This window comes from Streptomyces sp. NPDC002032 (assembly GCF_042890765.1).
GTDB lineage: Bacteria > Actinomycetota > Actinomycetes > Streptomycetales > Streptomycetaceae > Streptomyces.
This window is the reverse complement of the sequence record NZ_JBIASM010000001.1, coordinates 840,667-858,880: the sequence shown is the minus strand read 5'-3', so window position 1 is coordinate 858,880 and position 18,214 is coordinate 840,667. Positions and strand designations below refer to the sequence as shown.

Genomic DNA, 18,214 nt, shown 5'->3' with positions numbered 1-18,214 from the left:
GCCCGTACGCGCGGGCGGCGGGCTTCCGGTGGTGGCCTCACGGCGCCGCTGCTTTGCTGGTGACGTCCGTACCCCCACGATCCCCGAGGACGATTGATCATGAGCGGCGAGAACCAGCCGAGCGAGCGGGTCCGGCAGATGCGGGACAAGGCCCAGGGGCTGGAGCAGGCGGCCCAGCACGCCAGTGATCCCGCGGACCGGCAGCGGCTGACGGACGAGGCCCTGCGCATCCGCGAGGAGCTCGAACGGGTGGAGGGGCCGGGCACCGGGACCATGGACCCCATGTAGCCGACGGACCCGCCTGCGCATGACGGTCACTCACATGCCGTCGCCCCGGAACGTTTACGCGGCGCCGGGCTGGTCACACGAGGAGGGACGGGATCCGCGGCCAACGGCCGGATGGAAACCCGTCGAGGCCCCGGGCCGCGTGATGTCTTCCCCGTACGAGGCGGCCCGGAGCACCGGCACCAGCTGACTGCCGTCCGGGACCGCACGGCAGCCGGGCCGCTCGGACCGCGCCCCAGGACGGGGCCGGTGACCGGAGCGCGGCCCGGCGAACCCCCGGCGACGACGCTCGGACCGCCGCCCCCGGGCAGCGGACCCGACGGCAGCCGGCCGCCGGCCGTTCGAGGGACCCCGAGGAGCGGGGACTCAGGCGGTGCAGGGCAGAGCGGGGCGCCCGTCCTCGTCGGCCATGAGGCGGCGCCGCTCCCGCTCGGTGAGACCGCCCCAGACCCCGAACGGCTCCTCCACCTCCAGCGCGTGCCGCAGGCAGTCGCGCTGCACCGGGCACAGCGCGCACACCTCCTTGGCCGCCGCGTCCCGCCGCGCCCGGTCGGGCCCCCGCTCCCCCGCGGGGTGGAAGAACAGCCGCGAGCCCAGCTCACGACAGGCGGCTCCCTCATGCCACATCCAGTGATGCTCGGCACGACCCGGCAGGCGCGACACGTTCGCCACCTCTGAACCCCCATCGACTCACGACACGTCCGGACAGACGATCTTTCCTCGTCTGACCCGGCGCACGCGCTTGAAACCCCGGACGGCCCAGGGCCTGTCGCCGGGCTCCGGTCCCGCCCGCACGGGCCGGCCGGCCCTACAGCCAGCCGTTGCGGCGGAAGGCGCGGTAGAGGAGGCCGGAGGCGACCGCCATCAGGGTCACGGCCAGCGGGTAGCCGTAGCTCCAGTGGAGCTCCGGCATGTGCTCGAAGTTCATTCCGTAGACGCCGGCGACCATGGTGGGGATCGCGAAGATCGCGGCCCAGGCCGAGATGCGCCGCATGTCGTCGTTCTGCCAGGTGCCCACCCGGGCCTGCTGGGCGTCGAGGACCGAGTTCAGCAGCTCGTCGAGCGTGCGCACCTCGGTGTCGGTGCGGTGCAGGTGATCGGCGACGTCACGGAAGTACGGGAGCACCTTCGCGGGCTGCTGCTCCTCGGCCACCCCGTCGAGCAGCCCGGGCAGGACGGGGACCAGCGGCTGGACGGCGTCCCGGAACTCGCGCACCTCCCGCTTCAGGGAGTAGATCTCCTGGGTGTGGTCGACGCGGGAGGAGGAGAAGACCCGGTCCTCCAGCCGGTCGAGCGCGGTGCGCACGGTCTCGGCGGCCTCGCCGTAGGCGTCGACGACGACGTCGAGGACGGCATGCAGGACGGACAGCGGCCCGAAGCGCAGCATCGATGGATCGGCGTCGAGCCGACGGGCCGCTTCGGCGGCCGGGTCCACGGCGCCGTGGCGGACGGTGAGGACGTAGCGGGGGCCGACGAAGAGCATCATCTCGCCGGTCTCCACCGCCGCCGCCTCCTCGACGTACCAGAGCGTTTTGAGCGCGATGGCCAGGACCTCGCCGAACCGCTCCCGCTTGGGGCGCTGACGCGCCTGGACGGCGTCCTCGACGGCCAGCGGGTGCAGGCCGAGCTCCTCGGCCAGCGAAACGAGCTCGCCCTCGGACGGGTCGACCAGCCGCACCCAGCCGAATTCGCCGTCGCCCAGCTCGCGCAGCCGCTTCAGCACGAGCCGGCACGCCTCGTCCTCCAGGCCGCACTCGACCGCGTCCGACCTGCCCGAACCCTCTTCATACAGCACGCATTCCATGGGTCGCGCATGCTTCAAAGCCGCGCGTTCATGCCCCCGCCGTACGCCCGGATCACCACTGGTTTCCGCGTAACGGGTGAAACCGGATATCGGGGGTACCCGCAGGACAGCCGGGACGGTCGTCGTGACGCAGCAGGGGACCTGCTCACCTCCAAGATCGGCGGCCGCCCCGGTGCGCCCCGGTGTGCCTCGCTGCGACCACCTCGTCGCATACCTCCGCGCGGCCCGCGACGGAGCGTGAGGGCCCCGCGGACGGCCCTTGACCTCAAGTCCGCTTGAGATCCTACGGTTTCACCCATGACCACCTACGAAGCAGACCCGACCGTCGTCCCCGAGCGCTACCGCAGCGCGGTGGTGGCGCACATCATGGTGTCCGACGCCGCCGCCGCGATCGCTTTCTACCGGCAGGCCTTCGGCGCGGTCGAGGAGTTCCGGCTGGCCCTCCCGGACGGCCGGGTCCCGCACGCCGAGATACGGATCGCCGGATCCGTCCTGATGCTCGGCGACACCTCGGAGGGCCCCTTCATCGCGCCCGCGGAGCTGAACGGGACCTCGGTGGCCCTGCACCTCTTCGTGCCGGACGTGGACGCGCTCGTCGAGCGGGCCGTCGCGGCCGGCGCCCAGGTGGTGCGGGAGCCCGCGGACCAGTTCCACGGCGACCGCAACGCCATCCTGCGCGACCCGTTCGGACACCTGTGGGTCTTCCTGACGCACCTGGAGGACCTCTCCGAGGAAGAGCTGGTGCGCAGCTTCCACGAGGCGACGGCCCAGCAGTCCCCCGCGGCGTAGCCCTGCTCGGGAGCGGGCCCAACCGCCCTGGAGATGGGCTCTGCTGACGGTCGAGGAGCTGACGCAGGGTGACCGCCCGCGCAGCCGGCCGGACCGCTCGCACCTTCCCGGCGTAGGCTTCGCCCAGCACGGATACGGCGGGGGCGGAGCACATGACAGCAGGGACGGCACGGCGGTGGGAGGCGACCCTCGATTCGGTCGTCGTGTACGCGCAGGGCGCGGTCTGCCGGCGCCTGGCGCGGGGCAGCGTGCCGCCCGACGGCCGGGTGCGGGTGACGGGTCTGCCCCGCTCCCTGGACCCGGGCTCGCTACGGGCGCGGGTCCTGGGCGCACCGGGCGTACGCGTGACCGAGGCGCGGGTGGAGGTCGAGGCCGGACCGGCCGGTACGGCCACGCCCGAGGGGCTGCGGCGCGAGGTCGAGCGGCTGGACGACGCGTACGCGGCCGCGCAGGCCCGGCGCGCCCGTCAGCTGAACCTGATCGAGGAGGTCGGCTCCCTCCACCCGGTGCCGCCCGTCCGCAAACGCGACGAGGCGCACCGCCGTACCCCGGCCGACGCCTGGCTGGAGCTCGCGGACTTCGTCGACGAGCGGCTGACCGCCCTCCACGCCCGGCTCGTCGAGCTGGAGGAGGCGCTCCGCGACATCGAGCACGAACGCGCCGTCGCCGCCGACCGGCTCGCCCGCTCCTCCACCGACGCGCCGTCGGAGCACGTGCGGACCACGGTCTGCGCGGTCCTGACCCTCGAAACCGTCGCAACCCCCGAAACCCGGGACGGCGCCGGGGACGCGGAGGTGGAACTGGAGCTGGAGTACGGAGTGCCGGGCGCCGTCTGGGTGCCCACGTACCGGCTCACGCACCGTCAGGGCGAGGACGGCGGGCGTCTGGTGCTGCGCGCCTCGGTGGCGCAGCGGACCGGCGAGGACTGGACCGGCGTGCGCATCGCGCTGGCCACCGCCGATCTGCGCCGCCGCACCGACGTGCCGGCGCTGCGCTCGGTCCGGATCGGGCGCCGCCAGCCCGCCCCGCCGCCGTCCGGCTGGCGCGAGCCCCCGGCGGGGCTGGCCGGCCTGTTCGCCGGGTACGAGGCGGCCGGCCGCCGCCCCGGCGGGACCCCCGCGCCCCCGGACGCCGGAGCCTTCGCCGTGTCCGCTCCCGTGCCGCCGCCTCCCCCGCCGGCCCCGGCCGCCGTCTCGGCGCCGCCCGCCCCGCAGGGCTACGGGGCTCCGCAGGGCTACGGCGCGCCCCCGGGCGGCCCGTCGTCCGAGGGGTACGGCGGGGCGGTGCCCGCCGCCGCCCCCTCGCCGCCGCGTGCCGCGCGCCGCGACCGCTCCGCACCCTTCGCGGGCGCCCCGGCCGGCGCGGCTCCGGCGGCGCCCGGCCGCGCTGCGGCACCCGCGTCGTCCGCGCCGCCCGCCCCGGCCGCTCCCGCCCCGGTGTCCGGTCCCCCGCGGCCGAGCGGCGCCGAACTCGACTACGCCGGTCTCGTCCTCTCCGGCCCCGACGAGGCCGACGCCCGCAGGGGCCGGCTGTTCCCCGGCGCCCCCTTCGACCCGGCGGCGGCCGAGCACCGTCGCGGCGCCGAGGCGGTCGCCGCGCTGCCGCTGCCCGGACGGGCCATACGGCCGCGCGAGTCGGCGGGTTCCTTCGACCACCGTTTCGATGCCGCCGCCCGCGCCGACGTCCCCTCGGACGGCACCTGGCACACCGTCACCGTGGCCGAGGTCCCGGTCGGCCTGCGCACCGAGTACCTGTGCGTGCCGTCCGTGGAGCAGACGGTGTACGGGACGCTGGTGCTCTCCAACGCCACCGGCCAGGCGCTGCTGGCCGGGCCGGTGGAGGTCGTCGTCGACGACGAGTTCCTGCTCACCGCCGACCTGCCCACGCTCGCCCCCGGCGGGGTCCGCCGGGTGGGCCTGGGACCCGCCGAGGGCGTCCGGGTCACCCGTCGGACGAACCTGCACGAGTCGACCGCCGGTCTGCGCGGCAACACCACCGTGCTCGACCACCGCGTCCACGTGGAGCTCGCCAACCGGCTCGCGCGTCCCGTCACCGTCGAGGTCCGCGAGCGGGTCCCCGTCACCTCCGAGCCCGAGGTCCGGATCGAGGAACGGGCGGACTGGACGGCGCCCGAGCAGGGCACGGGGCCCGAACACCTCGCCCCGGGCACCCGCGTCTGGCGGCTGGACCTGCCCGCCGGCGCCACGGCCGCCCTCGACGGCGGCTACGAGATCCGCATCCCGACCGGCAAGGCCCTGGCCGGCGGCAACCGCAGGAGCTGACACCCATGTCCACGGCATCCCCGCCGATCCCCTTCCCCGTCACCTCCGTCACCTGCCTGGAGGACCGCGCCCACGTGGAGCGGGCCCTCGTCCTCGATCTGGCGGCGGGGGTCCAGCGGCTGCGGCTCGGGCCGGTCAGCGCCCTCGCCGTCGACCGGACCCTGCACGCCGAGCTCACCGCCGCGCACCCCGCGCGCGTGCTCGACGTACGGATCGTCCGTACGTGGACGCCGCGCGCTCCGCTGCCGTCGGCCGAGGACGATTCCGCCCTGCGCCGGCGCGCCCGCGCCGTCGAGGAGGAGCGGCTCGCGCTGGAGCGGCGGCGCGACCGGCTGCACGCCCGCCTCGCCCTGCTGGCCCGGCTGGCGGCCGATCTGCTGCGGGAGATCGGCGAGGGCGCGGGCCGCGGGGAGGCCGAACGGGAGCGCTGGGCCCGCGAACTGGACCGGGTGGACGGCGAGCGGGACACGTACGGGGAGCAACTGCGCACCGTGGAGGTGCGGCTGACCGCCCTCGCGGGCGAACTCGCGGCGATCCAGACGGCCGTGCGGCTCTCGGAGGCGGAGCCCGCCGAGCTCGTCGGACACGTCGAGTTGACGGTGGAGAGCGGGGCCGCAGGCCCTGCCGGCCTGCGGCTGAGCCACCTCGTCCCGTGTGCGCTGTGGCGGCCCGCCTACCGGGCCGTGCTCGACGGGGACGCCCTGACCCTGGAGACCGACGCCATGGTCTGGCAGCGCACCGGCGAGGACTGGCCGGACGTACGGCTGACGCTGTCGACCGCCCGTTCCGCGCTGGCGAGCGATCCGCCCCGGCTGGCCGAGGACCGGCTGACCCTGCGGGAACGGTCCGCGGCGGAGCGCCACACGGTGGACGTCGAGCTGCGCGAGGAGGAGATCTCCGCTCTGGGGCCGGCCCCGGTGGTCGGACTGCCGGGCGTGGACGACGGCGGCGAGGCGCGCGTGCTGAGCTCGCCCGCGCCGGTCTCCGTGCCCGGGGACGGCCGCGCCCACCGGGTGCCGCTGTCCTCCTTCAGCACGCCGGTGACCAGCGAGTACGCCTGTTCACCGGAGCTCTCGCCGCTGGTCGGCCAGGTGGTGCGGGGCGAGAACCGCTCGGGGCACGCGCTGCTGGCCGGTCCGGTGGACCTGGTGCGCGGCAGCGGTTTCGCCGGCCGCGGCATGCTGGACTTCACCGCCCCGGGGGCCGTCGTCGAGCTCGGCTTCGGCAGTCGCGACGACCTGCGTGTGGTGCGGGAGAGCGAGGAGTCCCGCGACACCACCGGCCTGACCCAGCGGACCGTGGTCACCCGTACGGTCCGGCTGCACCTGTCGCGGTTCTCCGCCCCCGGGGAGTCCGGCGAACGGGTGGTGGTCCTGCGGGAGCGGATCCCGGTCTCCGAGGTCTCGGCGGTGCGGGTGAGCCTGCGCGAGGCCGCCTGCTCCCCGCCGCCCGGGGCGGTCGACGCCGAGGGGATCGCCCGCTGGGACGTCCCCCTGCCGCCGGGCGGCCGCCGCACGGTCACCCTGGTCTACGAGGTGTCGGCGAGCGCCCAGGTCTCCGGGCTCTGAGCCGGGCGGGCGCCGGGCTCAGCCGCCCGGCTCTGCCCGGCTCTGCCCGGCTCCGCCGTCTTTCGGCTCCGCGTGCCGGTTGTGCGGCGGCGCCCTGCGTGTTCCCGTGCGGTGGGGTCCGCGGTGCGCGACCATACGGACGCAGCCAGCGGGGGGATCACCGACAGGAAAGAAGGACGGACGTGTCCGGCAGCGAGAGCGAGAACCCAGCAATCCCCGCCCCGGCCCCCGCGCCGGCCCGCCCACGCACGAACCGGGACTGGTGGCCGAACCAGCTCGACCTCCAGGTCCTCCATCAGCATTCGCCCCTGTCCGATCCGATGGGCGCGGACTTCGACTACGCGAGGGAATTCGCGGGCCTGGACGTCGAGGCGCTGAAGCGGGACGTCTTCGAGGTGATGACCGCCTCGCAGGACTGGTGGCCCGCCGACTACGGCCACTACGGCCCGCTCTTCATCCGGATGAGCTGGCATTCCGCCGGAACGTACCGCATCGAGGACGGCAGGGGCGGTGGCGGGGCGGGTGCCCAGCGGTTCGCGCCCCTCAACAGCTGGCCGGACAACGCGAGCCTCGACAAGGCGCGCCGCCTGCTGTGGCCCGTCAAGCAGAAGTACGGCCGGAAGATCTCGTGGGCCGACCTGCTGGTGTTCGCCGGGAACTGCGCCATCGAATCCATGGGCCTCAAGACCTTCGGCTTCGGCTTCGGCCGCGAGGACATCTGGGAGCCCGAGGAGATCTTCTGGGGGCCCGAGGACACCTGGCTCGGGGACGAGCGCTACAGCGGCGACCGGGAGCTCACCGGGCCGTTCGGCGCCGTGCAGATGGGGCTGATCTACGTCAATCCGGAGGGGCCGAACGGCAACCCGGACCCGATGGCCGCCGCGCGGGACATCCGCGAGACGTTCCGCCGCATGGCGATGAACGACGAGGAGACGGCCGCGCTCATCATCGGCGGCCACACCTTCGGCAAGTGCCACGGGGCCGTCGACCCCGACTGCATCGGCCCGGAGCCGGAGGCCGCGCCCATCGAGCAGCAGGGCCTGGGGTGGCGGAACACCTGCGGCAGCGGCAAGGGCGCGGACGCCCTCACCAGTGGGCTGGAGGGTGCCTGGACCACCGAGCCCACCAAGTGGGACAACGGCTACCTCGACAACCTGTTCCGGTACGACTGGGAGCTGACGCGGAGCCCGGCCGGGGCGCAGCAGTGGACGCCGACGGATCCGGCGGCGCGGGACACGGTGCCCGATGCCCATGACCCGTCGAAGCGGCACGCCCCCATGATGCTGACGACGGACCTCGCGCTGAAGGTGGATCCGGTCTACGGGCCGATCGCGAAGCGCTTCCACGAGAACCCGGACCAGCTCGCGGACGCCTTCGCCAAGGCCTGGTACAAGCTGCTGCACCGCGACATGGGACCCCTGTCGCGCTATCTCGGGCCGTGGATCCCCGAGCCGCAGCTGTGGCAGGACCCGGTACCCGCGGCCGAGGGGGCGCCGCTCTCGGACGCGGACGTCGCCGCCCTCAAGGAGAAGATCCTCGCGTCGGGCCTGTCGGTGTCCCAACTGGTCACCACCGCCTGGGCGTCGGCGGCGAGCTTCCGCGGCACCGACAAGCGCGGCGGGGCCAACGGGGCCCGGATCCGGCTCGCGCCGCAGAAGGACTGGGAGGCCAACGACCTGCCCGAGGTGGCGGAGGTGGTGCGCACCCTTGACGGGATCCGGCAGGACTTCAACAGCGGGCGGGCCGGCGGCGGGCCGGTCTCGCTGGCCGACCTGATCGTGCTGGGCGGGTGCGCGGCCGTCGAGCGGGCCGCGAAGGACGCGGGGCACGCCGTCACGGTGCCGTTCGCGCCGGGCCGTACGGACGCCTCGCAGGAGCAGACCGACGTGGAGTCGTTCGCGGTGCTCGAACCGCGGGCGGACGGGTTCCGCAACTACCTGCGGGCGGGCGAGAAGCTCTCGCCGGAGACGCTGCTGCTGGACCGGGCGAACCTGCTGGACCTGACCGCCCCCGAGATGACGGTCCTGACCGGCGGCATGCGGGCCCTGAACGCCAACTTCAAGCAGGCCCCGCACGGGGTCTTCACCGACCGCCCGGGGACCTTGACCAACGACTTCTTCGTCCATCTGCTGGACATGAACACGGAGTGGAAGCCGTCGGCCGCCACGGAGAACGTGTTCGAGGGCCGGGACCGGACGACGGGAGAGGTCAAGTGGACGGCCACGGCCGTCGATCTCGTCTTCGGTGCGCACGCCCAGCTCCGCGCCCTCGCGGAGGTCTACGGGGCCCGGGACGCCGGGGAGAAGTTCGTGCGCGACTTCGTGGCGGCGTGGGACAAGGTGATGAACCTCGACCGGTTCGACCTTCGCTGACGCCGGTGCCATCGGGTGCCGGGACCGCGTCGTCCCGGCACCCGGTTCCCGCCGCGCGCAGCGTCCCGGAATGTGGAACAGAACGGTCCAAGATCCGGACCGTGGTTGCGCGCGCCCGAGCCGCGCGGCCAGGATACGGCCATGGCCCCCGTACTCGTATCGCGTCGTCACGTGGATCTGCTGCGTGTCTCGACCATGCTGTGTCGGGCCGAATCCTCCCGTGCGCACGGCTGTTGATCCGCTGACCCGCTGATCCGCCGGTTCCGACACCGCACGGACACCCCCCGGGGCACCCGCACCCCTCATCACCGCGTCGCGCCGTGCCGCGCCGTGTCCCGCCGTCTCGCGAGACACCGCGCCGCGCCGCGTGCGCGCACGGTGGCCCGCTCCCGCGCCGCGCCGTTCGCCCCTTCACCCCCCTGCCCGTGCACGCGTGCTCCGCTCCTTCGCGGTGGCACGTGTCATGCCGCTGCTCCGACGAGGTCCGCCCATGCCCGAAAACCCCCTCCGCCTCCACTGGTTCCTGCCCACCGGCGGGGACGGCCGCGATCCCGGCGGCGTCACCGCCGTGCAGGGCCGCACCGTCGCCGCCACCCGGCGGCCCGCCGACATCCCCTACCTGACCCAGGTGGCCCGCGCCGCCGAGCAGGCCGGTTTCCACTCGCTGCTGACGCCCGTGGGGCTCGGTTGCGTCGACCCCTGGATCCTCACGGCCGCGCTGGCGCAGCACACCACCCGCATCGGCTTCCTCGTCGCGTTCCGGGCCGGTTTCGCCAGTCCGACCCTGATCGCCCAACAGGCCGACGCCTTCCGGCGGTTTGCGGGCGGACGGATCGCGCTCAATGTGGTGACGGGCGGCGATCCCGCCGAACAGCGCGCCTACGGGGACCGGTTGGAGCACGACGACCGCTACGCCCGCACCGAGGAGGTGATGGCGGTCCTGCGGGACCTGCTGGCCGGGAAGTCCGTGGACCACGAGGGGACCCACCTGCGCATCGAGGGCGCCCGCCTCACCGCGCCCGAACTGCGCCACCCCGTACCGCTGTACTTCGGCGGGGCCTCGCCGGCCGCCGAGGAGGTCGCCGCACGGCAGGCCGACGTACAGCTCCTGTGGGGCGAGCCGCCGGCCGCCGTCGCCGTGCGCGTGGCCCGGCTGCGCGAGCGGGCCCGGGCGGCCGGCCGCGGCGTGCGGTTCGGGCTGCGGCTGCACGTCATCAGCCGGGACACCGCCGCCGAGGCCTGGTCCGAGGCGGACCGGATCCTCGCCGGGATCGACCCGGAGGCCGTACGGGCGAGCCAGGAGCGGTTCGCCGCCATGGACTCCACCGGGCAGGCCCGGATGACGGCCCTGCACGGCGGGGTCGCGGACGCCGCCCGCCTCACGGTGGCGCCGAACCTGTGGGCGGGCATCGGCCTGGTCCGCGAGGGCGCCGGCACCGCTCTGGTCGGCTCGCACGACGACGTGGCCGCCCGGCTCGCCGAGTACCGGGCCCTGGGCATCGACGAGTTCGTCCTCTCCGGCTATCCGCACCTGGAGGAGGCGTACCGGGTCGGCGAGGAAGTGGCTCCCCGGCTGCGCGCCCTGACCGGGGCGGCCGCCGCGTGAGCGCCGTGACCGCGGCGGCGGCCGGGCCGGACCACCGTCCGCCGCCCGGCCCCCGGGATCCGGCCGGCCCCGCGTCTCCCCGGCGCAGGCGGAGGCGGCTGCGCGAGGCGCTCCGCTGGGGCGCCCTGCGGGCCGTGGCCCTCGCGGTCCTGCTCGGCTGCTGGCAGGCGGTGGTGTCGGCACAGTGGTGGCCGCGGGTCCTGGTGCCCTCCCCCAGCGACGTGTGGCACCAGTTCGTCCTCGCCTCCACCGTGCACGACGGGGTCCGCGGCTACGGCGGCCACCTGCTGGTCGAGCACCTGGGCGTGAGCCTGGGCCGGATCGGCACCGGGTCCGCGTACGCCGTGCTCGCCGGGGTGCCGCTGGGCCTGCTGATCGGTACGGTCCGGCCGTTGGCCGTCGTACTGGAGCCCGCGGTGACCTTCCTGCGGACCCTGCCGCCGCTCGCGTACCTCTCGCTGCTCGTCATCTGGTTCGGCATCGACGAGGCCCCGAAGATCTGGCTGCTGGTGATCGCCGCGCTGCCGCCCATCGCGGCGGCGACCGCGGCAGCCGTCCGCACGGTCCCCGGCCAACTCGTCGAAGCCGCAAGGGCGCTGGGCTCGGGGCCGCTCGCGCTGCTGCTGGCCGTGCGGCTGCCCTCGGCCCTGCCGGAGATCCTCACGGGCGTCCGCATCGCCGTCGGGGTCGCGTACACCTCGGTCGTCGCGGCCGAGACCGTCAACGGGGTGCCCGGCATCGGCGGCATGATCCGCGACGCCCAGCGCTACAACCAGACCGCCCTGGTGATCGCGGGCATCCTCGCCATCGGACTGTCCGGCATCGTGCTGGACGCACTGCTGCGCCTGGTCGAGCGGGTCGCCGTGCCGTGGCGCGGCCGGGCCTGAGCCCCTTCCCCCTTCCTTCCCCCTTCCTTCCCCCGCGTTCGTCGTCCCCCTTCAGACCGGAGAACAGCCATGCCCGCACCCCTGTCCCGCCGCACCCTGCTCCTCAGCGCGGCCCTCACCCTGACGGCCGCCGCGACGGCCGCCTGCGGAGGTGGCGGGGACACGTCCGGCGGCTCCGCCGGACGGACCACCGTACGGATCGCCTACCAGGCGATACCCAATGCCGACCTGGTGGTGAAGAACCAGCGGCTGCTGGAGGAGTCCCTGCCCGACGCCGACGTGAAGTGGGTGAAGTTCGAGTCCGGGGGCGACGTCAACACCGCCGTCATCGCGGGGGCCGTGGACTTCGGCCTGGCCGGGTCGAGCCCGGTCACCAAGGGGCTGTCCGCGCCGCTGGACATCCCGTACAAGGTGGTGTGGATCCATGACCTGATCGGGGACAACGAGGCGCTCGTCGCCAAGTCCGGGATCGGCTCGGTGAAGGACCTGGCGGGCAGGAAGGTGGCCACGCCCTTCGGTTCGACCGCCCACTACTCGCTGCTCGCCGCGCTGAGCGCCGCCGGGGTGGACCCGTCCGCCGTACGGATCATCGACCTCCAGCCGCAGGACGCGCTCGCCGCCTGGAAGCGCGGGGACATCGACGCCGCGTACGTGTGGACACCGACGCTGGGCGAACTGGCGAAGGACGGCAAGGTGCTCGTCAGCAGCCGCGAACTGGCCGGTCAGGGCAAGCCGACGGCCGATCTCGGGGTGGTCACCAACGCGTTCGCGGCCAAGCACCCGGAGGTGGTCACCGCTTGGATCAAGGCCCAGGACCGGGCCGTCGCGCAGGCGCGCACCGCGCCGGACCAGGCCGCGCGGTCCATCGGCGCGGAGCTCGGGCTGCCGCCCGAGGAGGCGAAGCGGCAGCTGTCGCAGCTGGTGCTGCTGAGCGCGAAGGAACAGACCGCCCCCCAGTACCTGGGGACGCCGGGCGCGCCCGGCGCCCTGGCGGCGAACCTGCACGACGCGGCCGTCTTCCTGAAGGGGCAGAAGGCGGTCGACGCGGTCCCGGACGAGGCCGTGTTCGGGCGGGCGCTCGCGGTGGAGGAGCTCGGCCGTGCCGCGAACTGACCTGCCCGGTATGGACGTCGCCCTCGTCGACCTGGCGGGGGTGTCGGTCCGCTACGGCTCGGCCAAGCAGCCGGTGACGGCCCTCGAAGGCGTGGACCTGCGGATCCGCGCGGGCGAGTTCGTCGTCCTGGTCGGGCCGTCCGGCTGCGGCAAGACGAGCCTGCTGCGCGTGGTGGCGGGCTTCGAGCGGCCCGCCGAGGGCCTCGCCCTGGTCCGGGGCGAGGCCCCGCGGCCGGGCGCGGGAGCCGGCGTGGTGTTCCAGCAGCCCCGGCTGTTCCCCTGGCGCACGGTCGGCGGGAACCTCGGGTTCGCGCTGGCCCGGCTCGGGGTGCCGCGCGCGGAGCGGGCGGGCCGGATCGCGGAGCTCCTGGACCGGGTGGGGCTGCCCGGCACGGAGGGCCGGCGGACGTGGGAGCTGTCGGGCGGTCAGCAGCAGCGGGTGGCACTGGCGAGGGCGCTGGCGGCGGAGCCCGGACTGCTGCTGATGGACGAGCCGTTCGCCGCGCTCGACGCGCTCACGCGGGAACGGCTCCAGGAGGAGGTACGGGCCCTGGCCGGGCGGCTCGGCACGACGGTGCTGTTCGTGACCCACTCGGCGGAGGAGGCCGTACTGCTGGGCTCCCGGGTGCTGGTCATGGCAGCCGGCCCCGGCAGGGTGGTGGCGGAGCTGCCGGTCGGCCTGGACCGGTCCCCGGACACGGACGTCTCCGCGCTGCGGGCCTCCCCCGAGTTCGCCCGGCTGCGCGGCCGGCTGACGCGGACCATGCGCGGCTGAGGCGCCCGCGCGGGCTCCGTCCGTCGCGGCATGCCGGATGGGCCGGCACGTGGTGCCGGCCCATCTCCCCCGTTGGACTCACCGGACACGGCAGCGCCCTGCGGGGAACTGCAGGGACGTTTGCCGAGGTCCGGGCCTTGCGGCAAGAACCACTCTCGCCGGACCCGAAGCCTCGAACAAGACCGAACTGACCTACGATGCGGTGCGCGAAACTCACCGATCGCAGAGCCGAGGGGGACCGTGGTGGAGCGGCACGAGATGGAGGCGTTCCTGACGCTGGCCGAGGAACTGCACTTCCGGCGCACCTCCGAGCGGCTGGGGCTGGCGCAGGGCCGGGTGAGCCAGACGATCCGGAAACTGGAACGCCGCATCGGTGTACCGCTGTTCGAGCGGACGAGCCGCAAGGTCACGCTGACGGCGGTGGGGGCGCGGCTCCGTGACGAGCTGCTGCCCGCGTTCCAGCAGATGCAGCGGGCGCTGGCCGAGGCCTCGGCATCGGCGAGCGAGGTGAACGGCGTCCTGCGGGTGGGCTACTCCAGCCCCATGGCGGCCGCGCTGATCCTCGACGCCGCCGACCGCCTCGGCGCCCGCCACCCCGGCCTGGAGGTGCAGATCCAGGAGGTCCAGCTCGCGGACCCGTTCGGCCCGATCCGCAGCGAGCAGGTCAACGTCCAGGTCACCGAACTGCCCGTCGAGGAGAGCGACCTCGTCGTCGACCGGATCCTGTTCTCCGAGGAGCGCCGGATCCTGGTCAACCGGGACGATCCGCTCGCCCGGCGCGGAGAGCTGACCCTGGAGGACCTCGCCTCCACCACCCTCATCTCCTTCGCGGGCATGCCCTCCTACATGCAGGACTACCACTACCCCCGCTCCACTCCGGCCGGCCTGCCGATCCCGCGCAGGGAGGCCTCGTTCTGGCAGGAGGCGCTCGCCATGGTCGGCGCGGGGCGGGGCGTCACCTTCGCCTGCGCACGCGCCGAGGCGTACTACGCCCGCCAGGACACCGCCTGGCTGCCCTTCCCGCACTTCCCGCACATCGACTACGGGCTCATCTGGCCCCGCAACGCCCACACGGCCCGCGTCCAGGCCTTCGCCCGCACCATCACCGAAGCCGCCGGCGGCTGAGCCCCGGCAGGGGCGGCCGGGGCGGTACGCGTACGGCGGCCGAACGGCTGAAACACCCTCCGCGCCACGACCGGCCGCGCGCGGGGGCCGCGAAGCGGCGGGTACAGCTTGCGTGCGGGGCGGCACCCGTCGTCCGGCGGACGCGGAGGAGGATCCAGGCCATGTCGCGCAGTCGCGCCGATGCCCGCACGAGGCACCCCCGGCACGAGCGCCGGGGCGAAGCCCGGATGCCCGCGGTGATCGCGACACTGGTGGCGATCGGGCTCTACCAGGTGCTGCCGCACCAGCTCCTGGTCGGCCCGCACTACGTCCTGCTCGGGCTGGAGCTGCTGCTCCTCGTCCCGTTGATCGCGATGAACCCGAAACGGCTCACGCGCCAGACCAGGCTCTCCCGCACCCTTTCGCTGGCGCTCGTCCTGATCATCGCGGCGAGCAACCTGGTCGCCCTGGGCATCCTCATCCACGACATGCTCTCCGTCGGGGTGAAGGACGGGGGATCCCTGCTCACGGCCGCGTTCCAGGTGTGGCTGACCAACATCATCGTCTTCGGCCTGGCGTACTGGGAGCTCGACCGGGGCGGTCCGGTCAGCCGGACCCAGACGCCCCGCGACGCCCTTCCACTGGCGGACTTCCGCTTCTCCCAGGACGAGAACCACGACGCGGTCCAGGAGGTCGCGGACGGCTCCAGCGTCACCTCCGACTGGGTGCCGACCCTGGTGGACTACCTGTACGTGTCCGTCACCAACTCGACGGCCTTCAGTCCGACCGACACGATGCCCCTGTCCACCCGCGCCAAGGCGATGATGAGCGTGCAGAGCATCGCGGCCCTGACGACCTCGCTCCTGGTCATCGCCCGCGCGGTGAGCATCCTGCACTAGTCCTGCGCTGGTCCTGCATCAGGGGGCGGCGTCCGGATCCCCGCCCCCCGCAGCGGAGGCGAGGGCGATGCACTCCACCTCGATGCTGTCGGCGAGCTCGTCGAGGACTCCGGCGAGATTGTCCACCGTCTGACGGTCGACCCCCGGATCGGGGGCGTCCTCCGCCGCCCGCACCCAGTCCACGGCGATGGTGCGCAGCAGGGCGGTGACCTGGGCGGCAGGGATCAGCGGGCCGTCCTGGCCCGCCGGGATCAGCGGAATGGTGACCTTGATCATGGAACCGCCTCCCGGAGTGCCCGTACGTACGTCCTCGTGCGCTTACCCCGCACGAGGACGGGTAAGCGCCCCGGTGTGGGGCCGTACCGGCAGCGGGAGGATCCATGACCCGACGCGTCCACGAGGTGATGACCGGGAATCCGGTGAGCGTGGAGCAGCTGACCACGCTGGCGGAGGCCGCGCGGGTGATGCGGGACGCCGACATCGGGGACGTTCTGGTCGTCGACCAGGGGAAACTCCGCGGGATCCTCACCGACCGGGACATCGTCGTGCGCGCGCTGGCGCAGGACCGGGACCCCTCGGATACGACGGTGCTCTCGGTGTGCACCACCGAACCGGTCACGGTCCGCCGCGACGACGACGTCGATCAGGCGGTGGACCTCATGCGGCGGCACGCACTGCGGCGGCTGCCCGTGGAGAGCGAGGACGGCGAGCTCGTCGGCATCGTCAGCCTGGGCGACCTGGAGGTCGAGCGCGATCCGGGCTCGCCCCTCTCGTCCATCGCCGCCGCGGAACGCGATACCTGATCACTGACGCCCGACCACTGACGCCTGATCACTGACGCCCGGCACCCGGCGCGCGCACCTGCCGGCCGACCCGGTCCGGGTCCGGTCCCGGGCTCCGGGCGCCTTCGCCTCGCCGAAGGCGCCCGGCCCGTGCGGGGCGGGGGTCAGGCGGGCTGCCACAGCTCGATCCGGTTCCCCTCGGGATCCGTGACCCAGCCGAAGCGGCCGACGCCTTCCATCTCCTGCGGCTCTCCCGCCACGTCCGCGCCCCTGGCGCGCAGTTGGGCGAGCATCGCGTCCAGGTCGCGTACGCGGAAGTTGAGCATGGACTGCTGGGCGCGGGACCCGAAGTAGTCGGTGCCGGACTCGAAGGCCGCGAACACCGTCGGCCCCGCCTCCTGCCGCCACAGCCCGTTGTCATCGGCGTCCAGGCCCAGGCAGTCGCGGTACCACGCGCCCAGGGCGGCGGGGTCGGCCGCCCGCAGGAAGTACCCGCCGATTCCCAGCACACGTTCCATGCCGTCATCATGCCAGGACACCCGTCGGGCGGGAGGGCCCCACGCCCTTCCCCGGAGGGGTCGGATGCGGCCGCCGGTGAGCCGGGAGAGCGGCCCGCGGCGGCGCAGACCCGCGCGGCGGCCGACGGTGTAGGCGGCGGACCGTTTGGGCCGCGTCGTGGACGAGGCGGCCGTACGGGACCACGACGCGCCTTCCCGCGCGGCGCGTCCGTACGCACCGCGAGCGGACCGGAGGTTGTCCCGGCCGCCGCCACCCGGACGAGTGAGCATCCTCTTGCCGGACCCGGGCAGACGGGTCCCATGTCCGGAGAACACGCACGCCCGACCAGCACGCTGTTCCACTCCGCCCCGGAGCACGAGACCGCCACGGCGGCCCATGCTGCGAAACGCCGCCACACCCTCAGGAGGCGGCTGCGGCGCCGGATCCTCGCCTACAGCGGCATCGAGTTCCTGACCCCCGACTCCTCGGAGGGTGCCAACACCGGCACCGGCACCGGCACCGGCGAGGAGCGCCTGCTGCTGGTGCACGACGGCAGCGTCGTCGGCCGGGTCCGGTACCACCTGTGCGCCGCGTGCGCGGAGGGTGTGATCACCGGCGTCGAGATCGACGCGTCCTTCCGCTCGACCGGCCTCGACACCCGCGCCCTGTCGCACCTGCGCGCCCGCCACCCCGGGGTTTCCTGGCACAGCACCCTGACCCGGCGCACGACCCGCGACCTCCTGCGCCGGATGCGCATCCCGACGTCCGCCCCGGGCACACCCGGCGCCCTCTGCCCGCACGTGCCGGCCGGCACCGGGGCGGCCCGGGCCCCCCGCTGAGGTTGCGTCAGGCCTGCGGGGAGCTGACGCGATCGGGCTCGATCACGAACAGCACGCGGACCTGGTCGCGTCCGCCGTACCAGGGGTAGGGGCCGCCGAGGTACTTCTGCGCGAGCGCCTCGATGTGGGCGACCGCCCCCTGCGTGGTCACGCGCACCACACGGCCGCGGATCTGGACGTACGAGGCCGGTTCGGCGGGGTCCGCGACCGCGACGGCCACGCGTGGATCGCGCGCGACGTTCCGGGTCTTCTGATGCGATTCGACGCTGTTGATCAGGACGTGCACGCCGTCGGTGTCGACCCACGTCTGCGTGAGCTGGGGCGAGCCGTCCGGCATCGTGGTCGCGAGGTAGCAGGTGCTGGGGCGGCGCAGCAACGCCAGCACGTCCTCGCCGAGGGGTACGGGCACGCGGGGTCTCCTGGGGGCGGTTCGCGGACGGCGGTGGCCGGGCCACCGTACCCACCGCGAGCCGCCGGGCCCGGTCCGCCGCCCTGGGGGGGCGGGCCCGGTCAGCCGGATGGCGGCGCGGGCGCGGCGATCCGGCCCCCTACGCGAGGGCCGGATACCGTCCCGGGCGGGACGCGGCGCTCCGCCCCGCCCGCCCATGCCG

General features: G+C 74.4%; 18 protein-coding genes. 13 read left to right on the top strand and 5 right to left on the bottom strand.

All coding sequences use genetic code 11. The features are described 5' to 3' along the window. The first annotated feature begins 99 nt into the window (after positions 1-99). Positions 100-288 (top strand): DUF6381 family protein, encoded by a 189-nt coding sequence (locus tag ACFYYT_RS03425; RefSeq protein ID WP_351827082.1) that lies wholly within the window; start codon positions 100-102, stop codon positions 286-288. A gap of 363 nt (positions 289-651) precedes the next feature. On the opposite strand, the gene ACFYYT_RS03420 is transcribed toward ACFYYT_RS03425, so the two are convergent. Together ACFYYT_RS03420 and ACFYYT_RS03415 are read right to left on the bottom strand one after the other, a co-directional pair. Further along, positions 652-912, bottom strand: coding sequence for a WhiB family transcriptional regulator (locus ACFYYT_RS03420; RefSeq protein ID WP_351827085.1), 261 nt, complete (start codon positions 910-912; stop codon positions 652-654). A 181-nt stretch (positions 913-1,093) separates the two neighbouring features. Next, the gene (locus tag ACFYYT_RS03415; protein ID WP_351827087.1) at positions 1,094-2,089 is read right to left on the bottom strand and encodes a magnesium and cobalt transport protein CorA; all 996 of its coding nucleotides are present in this window, start codon (positions 2,087-2,089) and stop codon (positions 1,094-1,096) included. A 297-nt stretch (positions 2,090-2,386) separates the two neighbouring features. Here ACFYYT_RS03415 and ACFYYT_RS03410 point away from each other — a divergent pair, with 297 nt between their 5' ends. The 10 genes from ACFYYT_RS03410 (at position 2,387) to ACFYYT_RS03365 (ending at position 15,484) form a co-directional block, all read left to right on the top strand. Beyond that, the gene (locus tag ACFYYT_RS03410) at positions 2,387-2,878 is read left to right on the top strand and encodes a VOC family protein (RefSeq protein ID WP_351827090.1); all 492 of its coding nucleotides are present in this window, start codon (positions 2,387-2,389) and stop codon (positions 2,876-2,878) included. A gap of 152 nt (positions 2,879-3,030) precedes the next feature. Then, positions 3,031-5,160, top strand: coding sequence for a DUF4139 domain-containing protein (locus ACFYYT_RS03405; RefSeq protein ID WP_388606843.1), 2,130 nt, complete (start codon positions 3,031-3,033; stop codon positions 5,158-5,160). Between the two features lie 5 nt (positions 5,161-5,165). Then, entirely contained in the window at positions 5,166-6,728 is a 1,563-nt protein-coding gene (locus ACFYYT_RS03400) for a mucoidy inhibitor MuiA family protein (RefSeq protein ID WP_351829239.1), read from the top strand. A 182-nt stretch (positions 6,729-6,910) separates the two neighbouring features. Then, entirely contained in the window at positions 6,911-9,100 is a 2,190-nt protein-coding gene (katG, locus tag ACFYYT_RS03395) for a catalase/peroxidase HPI (RefSeq protein ID WP_351829236.1), read from the top strand. 490 nt (positions 9,101-9,590) lie between these two features. Beyond that, a complete protein-coding gene (locus ACFYYT_RS03390; RefSeq protein WP_351829233.1) occupies positions 9,591-10,706 on the top strand; it encodes an LLM class flavin-dependent oxidoreductase in 1,116 nt (371 codons plus the stop codon). A 5-nt stretch (positions 10,707-10,711) separates the two neighbouring features. Continuing rightward, entirely contained in the window at positions 10,712-11,593 is an 882-nt protein-coding gene (locus ACFYYT_RS03385) for an ABC transporter permease (RefSeq protein ID WP_388606901.1), read from the top strand. A 69-nt stretch (positions 11,594-11,662) separates the two neighbouring features. Then, on the top strand, positions 11,663-12,706 hold the full coding sequence (locus ACFYYT_RS03380) for an ABC transporter substrate-binding protein (RefSeq protein ID WP_351829230.1): 1,044 nt from the start codon (positions 11,663-11,665) through the stop codon (positions 12,704-12,706). Between the two features lie 10 nt (positions 12,707-12,716). Further along, entirely contained in the window at positions 12,717-13,481 is a 765-nt protein-coding gene (locus ACFYYT_RS03375; protein ID WP_351829247.1) for an ABC transporter ATP-binding protein, read from the top strand. Between the two features lie 243 nt (positions 13,482-13,724). Further along, positions 13,725-14,606 (top strand): LysR family transcriptional regulator, encoded by an 882-nt coding sequence (locus ACFYYT_RS03370; RefSeq protein ID WP_351829227.1) that lies wholly within the window; start codon positions 13,725-13,727, stop codon positions 14,604-14,606. A gap of 161 nt (positions 14,607-14,767) precedes the next feature. Beyond that, positions 14,768-15,484, top strand: coding sequence for a hypothetical protein (locus ACFYYT_RS03365; protein WP_351829225.1), 717 nt, complete (start codon positions 14,768-14,770; stop codon positions 15,482-15,484). A gap of 18 nt (positions 15,485-15,502) precedes the next feature. On the opposite strand, the gene ACFYYT_RS03360 is transcribed toward ACFYYT_RS03365, so the two are convergent. After that, positions 15,503-15,760, bottom strand: a complete 258-nt coding sequence (locus tag ACFYYT_RS03360) for a DUF6213 family protein (RefSeq protein ID WP_351829222.1) — start codon at positions 15,758-15,760, stop codon at positions 15,503-15,505. A gap of 104 nt (positions 15,761-15,864) precedes the next feature. Between ACFYYT_RS03360 and ACFYYT_RS03355 the strand changes: the two genes are divergently transcribed. Continuing rightward, a complete protein-coding gene (locus ACFYYT_RS03355) occupies positions 15,865-16,287 on the top strand; it encodes a CBS domain-containing protein (protein ID WP_351829219.1) in 423 nt (140 codons plus the stop codon). A gap of 143 nt (positions 16,288-16,430) precedes the next feature. Here the strand turns inward: ACFYYT_RS03355 and ACFYYT_RS03350 are convergent, their stop codons facing one another. Then, positions 16,431-16,784 carry a VOC family protein gene (locus tag ACFYYT_RS03350; RefSeq protein WP_351829217.1) on the bottom strand — a complete coding sequence of 118 codons (354 nt, stop codon included), beginning with the start codon at positions 16,782-16,784 and terminating at the stop codon, positions 16,431-16,433. Positions 16,785-17,084: 300 nt separating this feature from the next. On the opposite strand from ACFYYT_RS03350, the gene ACFYYT_RS03345 reads away from it, so the two are divergent. Beyond that, on the top strand, positions 17,085-17,603 hold the full coding sequence (locus ACFYYT_RS03345; protein ID WP_351829214.1) for a hypothetical protein: 519 nt from the start codon (positions 17,085-17,087) through the stop codon (positions 17,601-17,603). A gap of 7 nt (positions 17,604-17,610) precedes the next feature. On the opposite strand, the gene ACFYYT_RS03340 is transcribed toward ACFYYT_RS03345, so the two are convergent. Next, positions 17,611-18,012 carry a PPOX class F420-dependent oxidoreductase gene (locus tag ACFYYT_RS03340; protein WP_351829211.1) on the bottom strand — a complete coding sequence of 134 codons (402 nt, stop codon included), beginning with the start codon at positions 18,010-18,012 and terminating at the stop codon, positions 17,611-17,613. Positions 18,013-18,214 lie beyond the last annotated feature (202 nt).